This is a genomic window from Rhodopseudomonas parapalustris, assembly GCF_053772255.1.
This window is the reverse complement of the sequence record NZ_JAMKBZ010000017.1, coordinates 80,909-98,500: the sequence shown is the minus strand read 5'-3', so window position 1 is coordinate 98,500 and position 17,592 is coordinate 80,909. Positions and strand designations below refer to the sequence as shown.

The 17,592-nt window shown below is 64.7% G+C and carries 15 protein-coding genes; 6 read left to right on the top strand and 9 right to left on the bottom strand.

The window, feature by feature from the left end; translation table 11 throughout:
- Nucleotides 1-12 precede the first annotated feature (12 nt).
- The 7 genes from M9H71_RS16005 to M9H71_RS15975 all read right to left on the bottom strand — a co-directional run bounded on the left by M9H71_RS16005 (nucleotide 13) and on the right by M9H71_RS15975 (nucleotide 6,935).
- Nucleotides 13-1,320 (bottom strand): O-acetylhomoserine aminocarboxypropyltransferase/cysteine synthase family protein, encoded by a 1,308-nt coding sequence (locus M9H71_RS16005; protein WP_455405950.1) that lies wholly within the window; start codon nucleotides 1,318-1,320, stop codon nucleotides 13-15.
- A gap of 330 nt (nucleotides 1,321-1,650) precedes the next feature.
- Complete coding sequence (locus M9H71_RS16000) at nucleotides 1,651-2,337, bottom strand: helix-turn-helix domain-containing protein (protein WP_455405949.1); 687 nt, start codon at nucleotides 2,335-2,337, stop codon at nucleotides 1,651-1,653.
- Nucleotides 2,338-2,532: 195 nt separating this feature from the next.
- Nucleotides 2,533-2,925 (bottom strand): response regulator, encoded by a 393-nt coding sequence (locus M9H71_RS15995; protein ID WP_455405948.1) that lies wholly within the window; start codon nucleotides 2,923-2,925, stop codon nucleotides 2,533-2,535.
- 82 nt (nucleotides 2,926-3,007) lie between these two features.
- Complete coding sequence (gene fixJ, locus M9H71_RS15990; protein WP_455405947.1) at nucleotides 3,008-3,619, bottom strand: response regulator FixJ; 612 nt, start codon at nucleotides 3,617-3,619, stop codon at nucleotides 3,008-3,010.
- Nucleotides 3,612-5,138, bottom strand: a complete 1,527-nt coding sequence (fixL, locus tag M9H71_RS15985; protein ID WP_455405946.1) for a sensor protein FixL — start codon at nucleotides 5,136-5,138, stop codon at nucleotides 3,612-3,614. Before fixL ends, fixJ begins: the two co-directional genes overlap by 8 nt.
- A 146-nt stretch (nucleotides 5,139-5,284) precedes the next feature.
- On the bottom strand, nucleotides 5,285-6,016 hold the full coding sequence (locus tag M9H71_RS15980; RefSeq protein WP_455405945.1) for a CBS domain-containing protein: 732 nt from the start codon (nucleotides 6,014-6,016) through the stop codon (nucleotides 5,285-5,287).
- A gap of 85 nt (nucleotides 6,017-6,101) precedes the next feature.
- Nucleotides 6,102-6,935, bottom strand: coding sequence for a universal stress protein (locus tag M9H71_RS15975; RefSeq protein WP_455405944.1), 834 nt, complete (start codon nucleotides 6,933-6,935; stop codon nucleotides 6,102-6,104).
- A gap of 188 nt (nucleotides 6,936-7,123) precedes the next feature.
- On the opposite strand from M9H71_RS15975, the gene M9H71_RS15970 reads away from it, so the two are divergent.
- Together M9H71_RS15970 and M9H71_RS15965 are read left to right on the top strand one after the other, a co-directional pair.
- Nucleotides 7,124-7,960: a universal stress protein gene (locus M9H71_RS15970; RefSeq protein WP_455405943.1), complete on the top strand. Its 837-nt coding sequence runs from the start codon at nucleotides 7,124-7,126 to the stop codon at nucleotides 7,958-7,960.
- Between the two features lie 253 nt (nucleotides 7,961-8,213).
- On the top strand, nucleotides 8,214-9,980 hold the full coding sequence (locus M9H71_RS15965; RefSeq protein ID WP_455405942.1) for a PHA/PHB synthase family protein: 1,767 nt from the start codon (nucleotides 8,214-8,216) through the stop codon (nucleotides 9,978-9,980).
- Here the strand turns inward: M9H71_RS15965 and M9H71_RS15960 are convergent.
- Nucleotides 9,962-11,527, bottom strand: a complete 1,566-nt coding sequence (locus M9H71_RS15960; protein ID WP_455405941.1) for a bifunctional aminoglycoside phosphotransferase/ATP-binding protein — start codon at nucleotides 11,525-11,527, stop codon at nucleotides 9,962-9,964. The two genes, M9H71_RS15965 and M9H71_RS15960, sit on opposite strands and share 19 nt — an antisense overlap.
- Before the next feature lie 252 nt (nucleotides 11,528-11,779).
- Between M9H71_RS15960 and M9H71_RS15955 the strand changes: the two genes are divergently transcribed.
- Nucleotides 11,780-12,208 carry a CBS domain-containing protein gene (locus M9H71_RS15955; protein WP_455405940.1) on the top strand — a complete coding sequence of 143 codons (429 nt, stop codon included), beginning with the start codon at nucleotides 11,780-11,782 and terminating at the stop codon, nucleotides 12,206-12,208.
- 138 nt (nucleotides 12,209-12,346) lie between these two features.
- Nucleotides 12,347-15,070 carry a bifunctional acetate--CoA ligase family protein/GNAT family N-acetyltransferase gene (locus M9H71_RS15950; RefSeq protein ID WP_455405939.1) on the top strand — a complete coding sequence of 908 codons (2,724 nt, stop codon included), beginning with the start codon at nucleotides 12,347-12,349 and terminating at the stop codon, nucleotides 15,068-15,070.
- Between the two features lie 22 nt (nucleotides 15,071-15,092).
- Here M9H71_RS15950 and M9H71_RS15945 read toward each other — a convergent pair whose 3' ends face one another.
- Entirely contained in the window at nucleotides 15,093-15,503 is a 411-nt protein-coding gene (locus tag M9H71_RS15945; RefSeq protein ID WP_455405938.1) for a hypothetical protein, read from the bottom strand.
- A 150-nt stretch (nucleotides 15,504-15,653) separates the two neighbouring features.
- On the opposite strand from M9H71_RS15945, the gene M9H71_RS15940 reads away from it, so the two are divergent.
- Both M9H71_RS15940 and M9H71_RS15935 read left to right on the top strand, forming a co-directional pair.
- The gene (locus M9H71_RS15940; RefSeq protein WP_455405937.1) at nucleotides 15,654-16,802 is read left to right on the top strand and encodes an MlaE family lipid ABC transporter permease subunit; all 1,149 of its coding nucleotides are present in this window, start codon (nucleotides 15,654-15,656) and stop codon (nucleotides 16,800-16,802) included.
- A 2-nt stretch (nucleotides 16,803-16,804) separates the two neighbouring features.
- Nucleotides 16,805-17,584 carry an ABC transporter ATP-binding protein gene (locus M9H71_RS15935; protein WP_455405936.1) on the top strand — a complete coding sequence of 260 codons (780 nt, stop codon included), beginning with the start codon at nucleotides 16,805-16,807 and terminating at the stop codon, nucleotides 17,582-17,584.
- The last annotated feature ends 8 nt before the right edge of the window (nucleotides 17,585-17,592 follow it).

Genomic DNA, 17,592 nt, shown 5'->3' with positions numbered 1-17,592 from the left:
CAGCTTTGTGCGTTACGCCGCGTTCGCCAGGCGTCCCGCCGCGAGGCCGCGGTCGATGTCGGCGAGGATGTCGTCGATGTGCTCGAGGCCGATCGACAGCCGCACATAGCCGTCCGACACGCCGGTCGCGAGCTGCTCTTCGGTCGAGAGCTGCGAGTGAGTGGTCGAGGCCGGATGGATCGCAAGGCTGCGGGTGTCGCCGATATTGGCGACGTGATACAGCAGTTCGAGCGCGTCGATGAACTTGCGTCCGGCCTCGCGCCCGCCGGCGAGTTCGAAGCCGACCAGACCGCCGAACTTGCCCTGGAGATACTTCTCGGCGCGCTCGCGGGCGACGCCGCTCTGCTTCGACGGATGGATCACCTTCACGACCTCGGGGCGCTTCTCCAGATAGTCGGCGACCTTCTGGGCGTTCTGGACGTGACGCTCGATCCGCAGCGGCAGCGTTTCCAGACCCTGAATGATCTGGAAGGCGTTGAACGGCGACAGCGCCGAGCCGAGGTCCCGCAGCAGCGTGGTGCGCGCCTTGATGATGTAAGCGACCGGGCCGATCGGTTTCACGGCTTCGACCCAGACTGCACCGTGATAGCTCGGATCCGGGGTGTTGAGCGCCGGCTGGCGCTGTGGAAACTGTTCCCACGGGAAGTTGCCGCCATCGACGATGATGCCGCCGATCGAGGTGCCGTGGCCGCCGATATATTTGGTCGCCGAGTACACCACCACCGCGGCGCCGTATTCGAGCGGCTTCACCAACAGCGGAGCGGCGGTGTTGTCGACGATCAGCGGAATGCCGTGCTTGCGGCCGATCGCGGCGACTTCCTCGATCGGAAACACCGCTAGCTTCGGATTCGGCAGGGTTTCGGCATAGTAGGCGCGGGTGCGCTCGTCGGTGGCGCGTTCGAATGCCTGCGGGTCGGTCGGATCGACGAAGCGGACTTCGATGCCCTGGTCCTTCAGGGTATTGGCGAACAGATTCCAGGTGCCGCCATACAGATCGGTCGACGACACGATGTTGTCGCCGACTCGGGCGAGGTTCTGAATCGCGAAGGCCGAGGCAGCCTGACCGGAGGCGACCGCGAGCGCGGCGACGCCGCCTTCCAGCGCAGCGACGCGCTGCTCCAGCACGTCGGTCGTCGGGTTGCCGAGCCGGGTGTAGATGTTGCCGAGCTCCTTCAGCGCGAACAGGTTCGCGGCGTGCTCGGTGTCGCGGAATTGGTACGAGGTGGTCTGGAATAGCGGCACCGCCACCGAGCCGGTCGAAGGATCGGCGCGCCAGCCGGCATGCAACGCGAGGGTTTCGGGGTGGAGCTTCTGGGTCATGGCGACATCCTTCGGGCAATAAAAACCGGGCTGTGACCGCGCGCGCCGGTGACGGCAACGCAGGTCCGCGGGTGTTCATCAGGACGGCGCTGGTCCTCCAAGTCAATCGAGCGGAGGAAATAAAAATCTCCATATCGGCAGTATGAAAATCGCAGTCAGTTCATTCTTTGCCGATCGTAGGGTGAAAGAGAAAAATCTTCCGGGCGATGGACGATCTCGGGTCATCCGATGCATCGCCCAACAACAGAAAAGGCCACCATCGCTGGCGGCCTGTCTGTCCGATCCGATTGGCAGCCGATGCTGCGGCGGGGAGGCCCGCCGAAGCCGGCCTTAGGCGTCGAGATTGCGAAGCTGGGCGCGGTTGCGCAGCTCGATCTGGCGGGCCCCGGAGAAGCCGAGAATACCCTTGCTCTGAAGCTGAGACAGCGCGCGGGACACGGTTTCGAGGGTCAGGCCGAGATAATCGCCGATATCGCGGCGGCACATCGGCAGGGCCATCATGCCGGCGACGGCGAGGCGGCGGTCCATTTCCAAGAGGAAGTTGGCGACACGCTCCATCGCATTCTTGCGGCCGAGCAGCAGCATGTGGTCTTCGGCGTGGCGCAGCTCGCCGGCGGTCATCGACCACAGGCCGCGGGCGATGTTGATGTCGGTTGCGGCGGCCTGTTCGAGGCTGCGGCGCTTGATCAGGCGAACAGTGGTGTCGACGATCGCTTCGGCGGTGAGGCGGTGGGTCGGGCCCGATTCCAGCCCGAACACGTTGCCCGGAAGGTAGAAGGCGCCGATCTGGCGGCGGCCATCGGACAGCAGCTTGTAGCTGCGCACGGCGCCGGACACGACCTGGTAAACGTACTCGGACGGTTCGTCCTCGCCGTAGATTTCTTCTTCCTTCTTGTAGGTGAATTCGGAAGCGATCAGACCGGCGTGGCCGGTGGTCACGAAGAACTGCTCGGCCGAATAACAGGAAGGATCAATCGGGGCGGCGGTGGCGGGGGTCCTGAGCGACTGGTTCAGCATCTGGCCATCTCCTGGCGTGATCGGATGGCCAGGGTTGTACGGAAGATTCCGAGGTCGAGGTATTTCGCTCCATATCTTAAGTGGGTTCACCTAAGTAGATTTACGGAGGGCGCGGCGCGCTGCGCCCTCCGCATCCTGCGGAAAACACCAGTGTTAACAAGGTATTAAAATGCGAGCGCGCTGAGGGCGATCACGTCACGCCGCCGCGCCGCTCTCCTGCAAGGCGGCGCGGATATGGGACACCAGGCTCTCTTCCAGGTGCGGCTTCACCACCACATGCTGCACGCCCACCGTGCCGGCTCGGCTGGAGATGGTGGAATCCGGGTAGCCGGTAATCATCACGATCGGCACGCGGACATCGCGTTCGCGCAATCCCCGGGCGAGATCGATGCCGTTCATGCCAGGCATCTTGTAGTCGATCACGATGCAGTCGACCGGGCCCTGGCCGATCGCGTCCAGCAGCGCCGGCCCACTGCGGAACGTCCGCACCGCGAAGCCGTCGGTCTCCAACAGAAACCGCAGCGATCCGAGCACGCCCTGATCGTCGTCGACGACGTAAACAATGGTCTTTGTCGGCGGGCTTGGCATCACCAAACCTCACGTTTGGAGGGCTGCGGGATCATCTGAAATGCTACCATATGGCTAGATCGCGCAGCCGGATTGATCTGTCTCAATCCTTGATGGCTCCGCCGCGCATCGCCATTCGCACCAGTTCCGACAGGCTCGAGGCCTGCATTTTGGTCATGACGTTGGCGCGATAGACCTCGATCGTTCGCGGACTGATATCGAATTCGCGGGCGATCACTTTGTTCGACATCCCGGCGATCAGCCCATCCATCACCTGGCGTTCGCGCGGGCTGAGCGATTGGATGCGCGCCGCGATGTCCTGTGCCACCGCTTCGCTCTTGGCGCCTTCCTGGGCCTGCTTCAGCGCCAGCTCGATCAGTCCGATCAGGCGGTCGTCATCGAACGGCTTCTCGATGAAGTCGGAGGCGCCGAGCTTCATCGCTTCGACCGCGAGCGGCACGTCGCCGTGACCGGTCATGATCAGGACCGGCAACTTGCTGCCGGCCGCCTTCTGCCGCTTCAGCAGATCGAGACCGTCGATGCCGGGCATCCGGACGTCGGACAGGATACAGCCGAATTCCACATCCGGCAGATCGAGAAACACCTGCGCCGATTCGTACAGTTTGACCTCGTAACCGGCGGAGCTCAGCAGGAATTCGATCGACTCTCGCATCGCGAGATCGTCGTCGATCACATGCACGGTTCCCTTAGGCATCAGTCAAATCCCCGACAGGCGCGAGCGGCAGTGTGAAGCGAAACGTTGCGCCGCCGACGCTGTTCGTTTCCGCCCACATCCGGCCGCCGTGCGCTTCGATGATCGAACGGCTGATCGAAAGGCCGACCCCCATTCCGGTTTCCTTGGTGGTGAAGAACGTCTGAAACAGTTTGGCTTTGACCTGCTCCGGCAGACCGCTGCCGGTGTCCGAGATGGTGACTTCGACCATGTCGTCCGCAACCAGCGTATTGCCGGCGGACAACTCCTTCTTATCGGAATTGGCCATCGCTTCCAGCGCATTGCGAAATAGATTGACCAGCACCTGCTGAATCTGCACGCGGTCGACCAGCACCAGATCGTGCGCCGGATCCAGATTGAAGCGCAGCACGACGCCTTGTTCCCGCGCGCCGGTCAAACCGAGAGCGCCGGCCTCCTCGATCAGTTTGGCGAGGCTCTCGACCCGCTTCTCGGACTCGCCGCGTGCGACGAAATCGCGCAGCCGCCGGATGATCTGCCCGGCGCGCAGCGCCTGTTCGGCGGCCCGCTCCATGGCGGTCTCGATCTTCGCGGTGTTGGGATCGGTGCTGCCGGCCAGCAGCCGGCGCGAGCCCTTCATGTAATTGCTGATCGCCGACAATGGCTGGTTCAGCTCGTGTGCCAGCGCCGACGCCATCTCGCCCATCGCGGTGAGCCGGGAGACATGGACCAGCTCGGCCTGTAGTTCGTGCAGCCGCGCCTGGATCTGCTGATACTCGGTGAGATCGCGGATGAAGCCGGTGAAGTAACGCTCGCCGCCGGATTCCATTTCGCCGATCGACAAGTGCATCGGGAACGAGGTGCCGTCCTTGCGGCGGCCGGTGACGATCCGGCCGATGCCGATGATGTGGCGCTCGCCGGTCGCGTTGTAGCGGTCGATGTACTCGTCGTGGCGCGATGCGTCGGAGCGAGGCATCATCGCGCTGATGTTCTGGCCGATCGCCTCGCGTTCGGACATGCCGAACATCCGCTCCGCGGCCCGCGAGAAGAACCGGATGATGCCGTGGCCGTCGATCAGGATCATCGCGTCAGGGGCGGTGTCGAGGATCGAGCGAAGTTGGCCCTGCTGCAGCCGCAGCTCCTGCTCCAGCACCTTCTGCTGATCGATGTCGAGCACGATGCCGCACAGATACGACACGCCGTCCTCGTTGACGATGCCGCCGCGCGCGCGCAGCCAGTGGCTCGGCCGGGTTTTGTCCGTGACCCGGTACATCACATCGATCTGGTCTCCGGATTCGATCGATCGTTGCAGTGCGAGGGCAATCTGTTCCCGATCGTCTGGATCGACCAGGGAGATGAAGGTGTCATAGGTGAGGGGAACGTCGGCCGGCACGCCCAGCAGCTTCCGCGCGGTCGCCGAGCACGCCAATTCCTGCGTGGCGAGATTGAGCTCCCAGGTACCGACACCGTAGCCGTCGATGCCCTGCTGCAATCGACGATCGCGCGCGAGGAGTTCGGTCGGCGGTTGGGTTGGATCGGTCACGCGACGCCTGAAATGCTGTCTTTGTCGCTCTTAACACACCGTCATTCCGATCCGCAACACGGTGTGATGGCGCGCCGACACCGCGGCGGAAGGCCCGGCGCCCACCGCCTCTCAGGAACGCAGTCTCGGCGCCTGACGCGCCGATTTCAGCTCGCTTTCTTGGCGGCCCGATCGTCCTCCGGCGAATTGAGGTAGAACCCCGACATGGTGTCGACCCAGCACAGATGATCGTGCACTTCGCGCACCCCGCAGACGTTCTCGGCTACGACGACTGCCGCCTGGCGTGAACGCTCTTCGGTGATCACGCCGTTGAGGTGAACGACGCCGTCGCGCACCAGCACGCTGAGGCCGAACGGACGCCAGTCGTTGCGTTCGATCTCGGTGATGATCTTGTCGCGAATCTTGTCGTCCGCGGCGTTCGGCTCGGGCGCCTGACGTGCCAGATCGGCGACCGCGCGCAACAGGTTCTTGCGGGTGACGATGCCGACCAGCACGTCGCCGCGCATCACCGGAAACCGTTTGACGTGATGCTTCTCCATCAGCTTGACGATGGTCTCGATCGAGGTGTCTTCGGTGATCGTGTACGGGTGATGCGTCATCACTTCGCCGACCTTGCGGCCGTGTTCGTGAACGAAGTCGCCGGCGCAGGTGCCCGGGCCGAGCAGCATCCGCAGCCACCGTCCGCGCTTACGCTCGGTGCCGATCTCGGCGCGGCGGATGAAGTCGCCCTCGGAGATGATGCCGATCAGCTTGCCGTCGGCATCGACGACAGGCAGACCGCTGAGGTGGTTGTCGATCATCGCGTTGGCGGCATCGACGATCGACGCCTCCGGGCCGATCGTCACCACCTGCCGGGTCATGATTTGGTGAGCACGCATATTCAGTCTCCCCTGAGCCGCGGCGGCAATCCGAACGTCACGCCGTCGCACCATGGCTTGTTGTGTCGCTGGCCCGCGCGATACGTCAATGCGAGATCAGTGCAGGCAAGGTCAGCGACTTGAAGATGCCTCGGGTCACGCCGCCGAGGATGAACTCGCGCAACCGCGAATGACCGTAGCCGCCCATCACCAGCAGGTTGGCGCCGATATCGGCCGCGAACGACAGGATGGTGTTGTGAATGTTGTTTGGCGCCGCGGTGAGCTGGTGGCCGGTCGCAGCGAGATCGTGCCGCAGCAGATGCGCCAGCAGCGCGCTGGACGATGCCTGTCCGACCACATCCTCGTCTTCGTTGACGGCGACCACGTCGATCGTGTTGGCCCGCTCGAGGAACGGCATCGCATCGCTAACCGCGCGCGCTGCCGGCCGTCCGCCGTCCCAGCACACCAGGACGCGGTCCAAGGCAAGGGGGCCGGTGTGGATGTACGGCACCATCAGCATCGGCTTGCCGGAACTAAACAGCACCGCCTCCGGCAGCGGATCCTGGTGGCCCGGCTTGGCGCGGTCGGGCTGAGCCACGACGGTCAGGTCGTACAGCCGCGAGATCTCCGCCAGGGCCTGGTTCGCCAGCACCGGCGTATCGCAAAGCGAGCGTGCACCGTGCGTGATACCGGCGGCGCGCGCGGCGACTTCGAACTGATCGAGCCGGGCCGCGGCCTCGTCGCCGTCGGTGTTGTATTGGGTGGCGGCGGCGTAGTAGGCCGCCGAGGCGCCGACCATGATCGCCGGATTGATCGGCTGGTAGGTGCAGACGATGCCGTCCAGATGCGCATCGAACGCGCTAGCCACCGAGACGGCGCAGGCGACGACGCCATCGGCCGCTCGATCGGCCGGGATGTGGACGACGATGTCACTCAGCATTGCAGGGACTCCCGTTCCAACTGTCGTGGACGGTTGCGGAATATATGGCCGGGTACGTCGGCTACTTTGATCTAGCTCATCGTGTCGAAGCGGTTTGTTGCGGGATCATGGACGCCCTACAGCGGCCGTAAGCGGCGAGCGGCGGCTGCGAGAGATCAAATGCCGCGGCGGTTTCGGGGGAGGTGTCGATGACATACTCGACAGTGATGGTCGCACTTGCGTTCGATCAGCCCAATGCCTGTCGTCTCGGCATCGCCGCGGAACTCGCCGAGCGGTTCGAATCGCGGCTGATCGGTATCGCCGCCTCGGAGTTGAGTCCGCCCGTCTACTATATGAGCGGCGCGCAGGCCGAGCGGGTGATGGCGGAGGGGCTCGCTGCCATCAAGCAGCGGCTGGGCGAGCTGGAAGCCGAGTTCCGCCAGGCGATGAGCGGGCACGCGCGCGAACTGGAGTGGCGCGGCGCAATCGAACAGCCGTCGCGCTACATTGTCCAGCAGGCCCGCGCGGCCGACATCGTGGTGTGCGGTGCCGGCACGCCGAGCATCCTGACCGATCCGTTCGCGCTGGCCGACCCGGCCGATCTGGTGATGGAAATCGGCCGGCCGTTGCTGGTGGTGCCGCCGAACGTCTGCCGGATCGATCTGTCCAGCGTGCTGGTGGCGTGGAAGGATGATCCGGAAGCAAGGCGTGCGATCGTCGATGCACTGCCGCTGCTCCGGCAGGCGAGCCATGTCACCGTCGCGGAGATCGTCGAGAGCGAGGAGGACGAGGGGCGGGCCGCCGCGCTCGCCGGTGTGCACGATGTCGTCGATTGGCTGTCGCGGCACCACATCCATGCCGTCGGCGAGGTCCCTGAGCCCTCCGGCGACGTATCGCGGCAGATCACCGATGTGGCCCGCAGGGTCGGAGCTGGCATCGTGATCGCCGGAGCCTACGGGCGCTCTCGCTTCCGGGAGTGGATTCTCGGCGGTGTCACTCAGCATCTGCTGGAGCAGACCTCGCGCTGCGCATTCCTGGCGCGCTGACCGGCAACGGCGGCGGGGCGTGATCCTTGATCGGTCCGGTCGATGAAGGACGCCCCGAGCCACCTGAGCCGAAATAGCTACCGCAGCTTAACCATTTCTTCCGCCGTCCGCTGCGGGACCGTGGGATGACTGCAAGATGACATCCTCATCGTTCTATATGTGGAGAGAATGGGGGTGCCGTGGCGCCCAAATCCGGTCGAGAATGCCCGATAGATAGCGCGGCCTTCCCTGCGAAGGCCGCGACGAGGTGACGATGTTGCAGACTTCTCCTCAGGTGCAGAGCGCCGTTCCGCCGCAGCAGGCTCGGCCGCCGGCACCGCTCAGCCGCTCCAACGACAGTGATCGCACACTGCATGCGACGCTTGCGCCATTGACCGGCGGGCTGTCGCCGACCGCGCTGACGCTGGCCTATGCCGATTGGCTGTCGCATTTGTTCTGGGCGCCGACCCACCGAATGGATCTTGTGAGCGACGCGCTGCGGCGCGCCACGCAGCTCGGCGAGGCCGCGCTCGATCAGTCCGCGCCGTGGTCGCTGATCGCACCGCAGCCACAGGACCGCCGCTTCACCGCGCCGGAATGGCGAGAGCAGCCGTTCAACCTGATGGCTCAGGGCTTCCTGCTGGCCGAGCAATGGTGGCACGCCGCCACCACCGACATCCGCGGGGTTTCGGAGCAGAACGAGAAGATTGTCGAATTCGCCACTCGGCAGATGCTCGACGTCTGGGCGCCGTCGAACTTCGCCCTCACCAATCCGGAAGTGCTTCGCCGCACCGTCTCCACCGAAGGGCGGAATCTCGCCGATGGCTTCCGGAACTGGTGGGAGGACCTGCTCGAACTGATGGCGCACGAGCCGAGGCACGATTTCGTCGTCGGCAAGGACGTGGCGGTGACGCCCGGCAAGGTGGTGTACAGCAACAATCTGATCGAGCTGATCCAATATGCGCCCGCGACCGAGACGGTGCGGCCGGAGCCGATCCTGATCGTGCCGGCGTGGATCATGAAATACTACATTCTCGATCTGTCGCCGCACAATTCGCTGGTGAAGTATCTCACCGAGCAGGGCTACACCGTGTTCATGATCTCGTGGCGCAATCCGACTGCCGCGGATCGCGAGGTCTCCCTCGAAGATTATCGCCGGCTCGGGGTGACGGCCGCGCTCGACAGCATCGGCGCGATCCTGCCCGAGCGTCGGGTTCATGCGGTCGGCTATTGTCTCGGGGGCACGCTGCTGTCGATCGCCGCGGCCGCGATGGGCCGCGACGGCGACGACCGGCTGAAATCGATCACATTGTTTGCCGCCCAGACCGACTTCACCGAGGCCGGCGAGCTGACGCTGTTCATCAACGAGAGCCAGGTCGCATTCCTCGAAGACATGATGTGGAATCGCGGCGTGCTCGACACCACCCAGATGTCCGGGGCGTTTCAGATCCTGCGCTCCAACGATCTGATCTGGTCGCGGCTGGTGCACGAATATCTGATGGGCGTGCGCTCGGAGCCGAATGATTTGATGGCGTGGAACGCCGACGCCACCCGGATGCCGTATCGGATGCACTCCGAGTATCTACGCAAGCTGTTCCTCGACAACGACCTGGCCGAAGGCCGCTACGCCGTCGATGGCCGGCCGATCGCGTTGTCGGACATCCACACACCGATCTTCGTCGTCGGCACCCAGCGTGATCACGTCGCGCCGTGGCGCTCGACCTTCAAGATTCATCTGCTCGCCGACGCCGATATCACCTTCTGTCTGACCGGCGGCGGCCACAATGCCGGCATCGTCTCGCCGCCGTCGCCGAAGGCACACGGCTATCAGGTGATGACCAAGTTGGCCGACGATCCCTATGTCGGCCCGGACGATTGGCTGCAGCAGGCGCCGCATGCCGAGGGCTCGTGGTGGACCGAATGGGTGCATTGGCTCGGCACCCGCTCCGGCGAACCGGCTGCGCCGCCTCGGATCGGCTTGCCGGAGGTTGATCCGGGCGCGCTCCCGAACGCGCCCGGCAGCTACGTGCTGCAGACCTGAGCGGCCTCGGGCAACGCCATTAGGGCCCGGTCGAGTGTGTCGGCCGGCGTGCCGGACGCATCGATTTCGGTCCAGCCGATCACGCCACGCGCGTAGCTCTGCTGCTGCCGGGCGATCGCCGGCGTCGCGTCGGATGCGTCGCCGGTGCGGCCGGCGACCCGCGCGATTCTGGTGTCGAGATCGGCGGTGAGAAACAGCCCATGAAACGGCACGGCAAGCTCGGTCGCGATGGCTTCGATCGCCTGGCGCTCGTCGGGTCTGGCGAACACCGCGTCGACGATCACCGAATGCCCTTGTTTCAACACGCGCGCGGCGTCCTTGGCGAGGCCGCGATACACCGTGTCGGTGACGTCCGGCGTGTACGCGGTCGCCGGCAGCCGCTCGGTGTCGGCGACGCCGTACAGTCGTTTGCGCGCCACGTCGGAGCGCAGCAGCACGGCACCCGGCAGGGGCGGGACGTGACCGGACAACGCGCGCGCCAGCACCGACTTGCCGGTGCCCGACAGGCCGCCGACCGCGATCAGCCTGGGAGGCGGCGGCGCGATCAGCCGAAGCGCTAGTGCGAAATAGGAATCGGCCGTGCTCCTGTTGGAGCGCTTGGTCGCGTCGTCGGCTGCGGGCCGTGCCAGCAACACCTTGGCGCGGATCGCTGCGCGCATCGACAGCAGCAGCGGCAGTGCCGATAAGGCGTCGAGATTGTCCTCGGGCGTCACCGCCAGATAACGGTTCAGAAGTTGTGCGGAGTCGCTGCTGCGGCCGTAGTGCAGCAGGTCCATCAGCGGGAAGGCGAGATCGTACAGCACATCGACCGAGGCGAAGGCCGGATCGAATTCGATGGCGTCGAACAGCATCGGCTTGCCGTCGATGATCACGATATTGGCGAGATGCAGATCGCCGTGACACCAGCGTACGAGGCCCGCGGCACCGCGCCGCTCCAACAGCGGCCGAAGCCGCGCCGCACAGGCGCGGCTGGCCTGATCCAGTGCCGCGACATCGGCGGCGGCATAGCCGCCCGCAGCGAGTTCGTTGGTATTGTCGGCCAGGATCGGTTCGATCGACGCCACCCAGGGCTCGCTCGCCGCCAGCGGCGCGGCGCGGTGCGATGCAGCGATCGTGTCGGCGACAGCGTCGATCAGCTCGGGGCCGAGTGCGCCGGCGTGGGCGAGATGATCAAGCGTTGCTTTGTCGTCGAAGCGTGTCATTTCGACCGCCCACTCCACCACGGGGCCGTCGCCGCCGATCTGTAACGCTCCCTTGTCAGTGCGTGTGATCGGAACGACACGGCGATAGATGGTGGGGGCGAATCGGCGGCCGACCTCGAGTTCCTGTTCGCAGGCTGTCTTGCGTTGAGCGAGCGTCGAATAGTCCAGAAACGGGAATTTGACCGCCCGCTTGATCTTCAGTGCCCGGTTTCCCTCGAGAAAGACCGCCGCGCCGTGGGTGTCGATCTGCACCGCCGGGGAGGGGCGATCGTCGCCGCCATGGCGGAGAAAGTCGAAGACTTCCTGTTGCTGGGATTTGTGGGCCGTGACGTTGGTCTCGGGCATCGGGACTACTACTTAGGGGATCGAGGAACTGTCCGAGGATGGATCACGCTGCATTCCGAACATGCAGTGGGACGGGCAGATCGTGCGCATTGTTATACGAAAAGCGGCGCTGCTGCGAATTGGCGCCTGTTTGACCTTGATCAATTCAATTCGCCAGAGCTGCGGTCAATTTGCAGGCCAACGACGATTAGCAGGACCGCCATCGGAACGCTGCAGATCGTCGGCGAAATTTCCAAGTGATTGGGTCCGGTCTTGTACAAGTTTCTAGAGGCAACCGTTGCCGACCATATGACGCGAGCGGTGAAATCCGTCTCGCGCGAGCTGACCATGCGCGAGCTGGAGGACAAGTTCGAGCACGACGACTTCAACGCCTATCCGGTGGTGGAGGATCAGCGTGTCATCGGCATGGTGACCAAGTACGATTTTCTGAGCTGCTTCGCGTTCCACCCGACCCAGATGCTGCCGCATTACGACGACCTGATGAATCGGTCGGTCGGCGACGTGATGTCGGCGGATTTCCTCTACGTGCACTCCGATACCAAGCTCACTCGGGTCCTCCAGTTGATGGTCGAACACCAGACGCGCAGCATCCCGGTCCTGGATGCCGATCGTAAACTGGACGGCATCATCTCGCGTGAGGACGTCATCAAGGCGCTGGCGAGCTTCACCAAGGTACGCTGACGGATCGATCGGTGCGCGTCTCTCCGCCGCGCTCCGCTGGCGTTGGCTTGACGCCGTATCTGTCGTACACAGTCACCCGCGCGTTCCGGATGGAGAGACGGCTGCCGTTCGCTGCTGGCCGGCCGGTGTCGAGGTGAGATGTCGACCTATCGATTGAACACTCTCCTGTCGCCTGGTGCGGTCGCGGTGGTCGGTGCAAGTCCGCGTCCCGCATCGCTCGGCCGAGCAATCCTCACCAATTTGCGCGAGGCGGGATTCAAAGGCGCCATCGGCGTCGTCAATCCTCGCTATCCGGAAATTGGCGGGTTCAAGACCGTCGGCTCGCTCGCGCAGCTCTCGTTCGTTCCCGATCTGATCGTGATCACTGCGCCGCCGCGCTCGGTCGCCAAGGTCGTCGCCGAAGCCGGCGAACTCGGCGTCGCTGGCGCGATCATCATCAGTTCGGAGATGGGGCGCGGCAAAGGCTCCTATGCGGAAGCGGCCAATCGCGCCGCGCGCAAGTCCGGCATCCGGCTGATCGGTCCGAACTGTCTCGGCATCATGATTCCCGGCGTCAATCTCAACGCCAGCTTCGCCGCCCACATGCCGCGGCGGGGCAATCTGGCGCTGATCTCACAATCCGGCGCGATCGCGGCCGGCATGGTGGATTGGGCGGCGGTGAAGGAGATCGGCTTCTCCGGCATCGTCTCGATCGGCGATCAGCTCGACGTCGATATCGCCGACATGCTCGACTTCTACGCGGCCGATATCGAGACCCGCGCGATCCTGCTCTACATCGAAGCCGTCACCGACGCTCGCAAGTTCATGTCGGCGGCCCGCGCTGCTGCGCGGGTCAAGCCGGTGGTGGTGGTGAAGTCGGGGCGGATGGCGCACGGCGCCAAGGCCGCGGCGACCCACACCGGCGCCTTCGCGGGCGCCGATGCGGTGTACGAAGCGGCGTTCCGACGCGCCGGCATGTTGCGGGTGTACGACCTGCGCGAACTGTTCGACTGCGCCGAAACGCTCGGCCGCGTTAGCGCGCCGCGCGGCAAGCGGGTCGCGATCCTCACCAATGGCGGCGGCATCGGCATTCTGGCGGTCGACCGGCTGGTCGAGCTCGGCGGCGAACCGGCGGCGCTGTCGGCCGATCTGCACAAGAAGCTCGATGCGATCCTGCCGACTTCCTGGTCCGGCTTCAATCCGATCGACATCACAGGTGATGCCGACGCCGAGCGTTATTCGGCGACGCTGTCGATGCTGCTCGCCGATCCGGACAACGACGCCATTTTGGTGATGAACGTGCAGACGGCGGTAGCCTCGCCCGGTGATATCGCGCGCGAAGTCATCCGCGTGGTCGGTGAGGAGCGGGTCCGCCGCACGTTGTTCAAGCCGGTGTTTGCGGTCTGGGTCGGGGCCGAGGAGGCGGTCACCCACGGCTTCGACGCCGCCTCGATTCCGAACTATCCGACCGAGGACGACGCGGTCCGCAGCATCATGAACATGGTGCGCTACCGCGAGGCGGTGCAGCTTCTCACCGAAGTGCCGCCGTCCCTCCCGAAGGACTTCGAGCCCGATACAGAAACCGCGCGCGCGATCGTCGAGAAGGCGCTGCGCGAAGGCCGCTCCTGGCTCGATCCGCTGGAGATCAGCGGTCTGTTCGCGGCCTATCAGATTCCGATGATCCCGACGCTGGCGGCGACCAACGCCGAAGAGGCGGTGTCGTGGGCGTCGTCGTTCCTGTCGCAGGGCGTCACCGTGGTGGTGAAGGTGCTGTCGCGCGACATCCCGCACAAATCGGATATCGGCGGGGTCGTGCTCAATCTCACCAGCGTCGAAGCGGTCCGCGCCGCGGTCGACGACATCCTGGCGCGCGCCGCCAAGCTGCGGCCGAATGCGCGCCTCGACGGCGTGATGGTGCAGCCGATGATTCTGCGGCCGAAGGCGCGCGAACTCACCATCGGCATCGCCGACGACCCGACCTTCGGTCCGGTGATCGCCTTCGGCCAAGGCGGCACCGGCGTCGAACTGATCGACGACCGGTCGTTGGCGCTGCCGCCGCTCGATCTGCCGCTCGCCGAGTCGCTGATCGCGCGCACCCGCGTGTCGAAGCTGCTCGGTGCCTATCGCGATGTGCCGGAGGTCAAGCGCAGCGCGGTAGCTCTGGCGCTGGTCAAGCTGTCGCAGATGGCGGCGGACCTGCCGGAGATCCGCGAACTCGACGTCAATCCATTGCTCGCCGACGAAACCGGCGTGGTGGCGATCGACGCACGCGTCGTGGTACGCCCGCCGGAGCGCAGGTTTGCCGGCCGCGGCAACGTCCATTTCGCGGTGAAGCCGTATCCGACCGAATGGGAGCGGCATCTGACCGTGAAGGACGGCTGGCGCGTGCTGGCCCGGCCGATCCGCCCGGACGACGAACCGGCGATCCACGAATTGCTCAAGCACGTCACGCCAGAGGATCTGCGGCTGCGGTTCTTCGCGGCCATGAAGGAGTTCAGCCACGCTTTCATCGCGCGATTGTCGCAGATCGACTACGCCCGCGCGATGGCCTTCGTGGCGTTTGATGAAATCACCGGCGAGATGCTCGGCGTGGTCCGCATCCACTCGGATTCGATCTACGAGAGCGGCGAATATGCCATCCTGCTGCGCTCCGACCTGAAGGGCAAAGGGCTCGGCTGGGCGTTGATGAAGCTGATCATCGAATACGCCCGGTCCGAAGGGCTGCACTATGTCTGCGGCCAGGTGCTGCGCGAAAACTCCGCGATGCTGCGGATGTGCCGCGATCTCGGCTTCGAGACCAAGACCGATGCGTCGGAGCCGGACATTCTCAACGTCCGGCTGCCGCTGACCGAAGAAGCCGCGCGCGCCGCCAATTCGGCGTGACGACCTGCTGGCTTATTGACCGCTACAGTCGGCTGACCGCGACGACGCGGAACGTATGCATGTCGCCTTCCTCGCGGAGCGACACGTATTCGCCCTGGACGAAGCGTTCGTCGGCGAAGTGATAACCGGCTTCGTCGGGCAGTTTCGCATCGCTGTCATATTGAAATGCCCATGATCCGCCGGGACGATGCACCAGATGGCCGAGGCTGTCCGGCTGATGCGGCCGCTGCCGTGACACCCGGCAGGCTTCGCGGTGCTTCTTCCAGATCTCCGGGTCGATCCGGTCGTCGGCATCGAGCGGAGCGATGATCACGTAGGCGATGTTGGCTTCGCCTTCGGGATGTCCAGGTTCGCGTGCGAGTTCGAGCCTGATCTGGCGGAAACATGCCGGCAACGAGGTGTTGAGGATTGTGGAGGGCGTAGCCTTGGTCATTGTTTCGCTCCTGTCGTTGCAAGCAATGCTGCTTCAGCGCAGAAGCACCATAATTGATTTGCATCAATCGAGGCACGAGACGCAGACTGTGCGCCGCAACAGATCGGCGCGAATCGAAACGGAGCAGCACATGCTGGCCTTCGACACCGGATGGGACCAGCCGTGAGCGTAGCGCCTGTCCTGGATGCCCACACCGATGGTGATACGCTGGAGCTCAAGCCGACCGGGGCTTGGATTGCGACCAACAGCAAGTCGATGGAGCGCCTGTCCGACGGCGTGGCCCCGCAGATCGCCGCGGCGAAGTCGCTGACCATCGACATGGCGGAGATCGGTGAGATCGACACCATCGGCGCCTGGGTGCTGGAAAGACTGTCGCGTAGCGCCGCGCAAGCCGGCCGCACGGCCCAGTTCAAAGGCATTTCCGGCAATTACGCCGAACTGATCGACGAGGTGCGGCAGCTCAATCGGCGTGGACCGACGCCACATCCGAAACCCAATCCGATCATCGCCAAGCTGGATCAGATCGGCCGCTCCGCCTGGAGCGCCACAGCCGATATCGCAGTGTTCCTGGAGATGCTCGGCGCGCTCGGCACCGCGCTGCTCGGCGTGCTACGCCGGCCGCGCTCGCTGCGGCTGACCTCGTTGACTTACCAGGTCTACCGGGTCGGCTGGCAGGCGATCCCGATCATGGTGCTGATCACCTTCCTGATCGGTGCGATCATCGCGCAGCAGGGGATCTTCCACTTCCGAAAGTTCGGCGCCGAGTCGTATGTCGTCGACATGGTCGCCATCCTGGTGCTGCGCGAGATCGGCGTGCTGATCGTCGCGATCATGGTCGCCGGGCGGTCGGGCAGTGCCTATACGGCCGAGCTCGGCTCGATGAAGATGCGCGAGGAGATCGACGCGCTCTCGACCATGGGCCTCGATCCGGTCGAGGTGCTGATCCTGCCGCGGATCATCGCGCTGGTGATCGCGCTGCCGATCCTCGCCTTCATCGGCTCGATGGCGGCGCTGTATGGCGGCATGCTGACGGCCTGGTTCTATGGCGGTATGCAGCCATCGGTGTTCATCGCCAGGCTTCATGAAGCGGTGTCGCTGAATTCGTTCCAGGTCGGGATGTGGAAGGCGCCGTTCATGGCGCTGGTGATCGGCATCGTCGCCTGCAGTGAAGGCTTGCGGGTCAAGGGCAGCGCCGAGTCGCTGGGCTTGCAGACCACGACGTCCGTGGTGAAGTCGATCTTCCTTGTGATCGTGCTGGACGGGATGTTCGCCGTGTTCTTCGCCTCGATCGGGATGTAGCGATGGACGCGCTCGCCGAACTCTACGCCATCCGCGTCGCCGATCTCGTGGTCGGCTTCGGTCGGCAGACGGTGCTCGATCATCTGTCGCTCGACGTCCGTCGCGGCGAAATCCTCGGACTGGTCGGCGCGTCGGGCGGCGGCAAGTCGGTGCTGATGCGCACGATCATCGGCCTGATCCCCAAGCAAAGCGGCCACATCGAAGTGATGGGCCACGACACCGAGCGCGGCTTCGGCAGCGCGCGCGCGTCGGTGGCGGCGACCTGGGGCATTTTGTTTCAGCAGGGGGCGCTGTTCTCATCGCTGACGGCGCGGCAGAACGTGCAGTTTCCGCTGCGCGAAATGCTCGACATATCGGAGAAGCTGCAGGACGAAATCGCCACCGCCAAGCTGGAAATGGTCGGTATCGGGCCCGACGACTGGGACAAATATCCGTCGCAGCTCTCCGGCGGCATGACCAAACGTGTCGCGCTGGCCCGCGCGCTCGCGCTCGATCCCAGCATCGTGTTTCTCGACGAGCCGACCAGCGGCCTCGATCCGATTGCGGCCGGTGACTTCGACCAGTTGATCAAGACCCTGCAAACCACGCTCGGGCTCACCGTATTCATGGTGACCCACGACCTCGCCAGCCTCAACGTCGTTTGCGACCGCGTCGCCGCGCTGGCGGACGGCAAGATCGTGGCGGTGGGGCCGATGCACGACTTACTGCAATCCCAACATCCCTGGGTGCGGGCCTATTTCCACGGCAAGCGCTCGGCGATGCTTCAGCCCAAACAGGACTAGGACGCCAC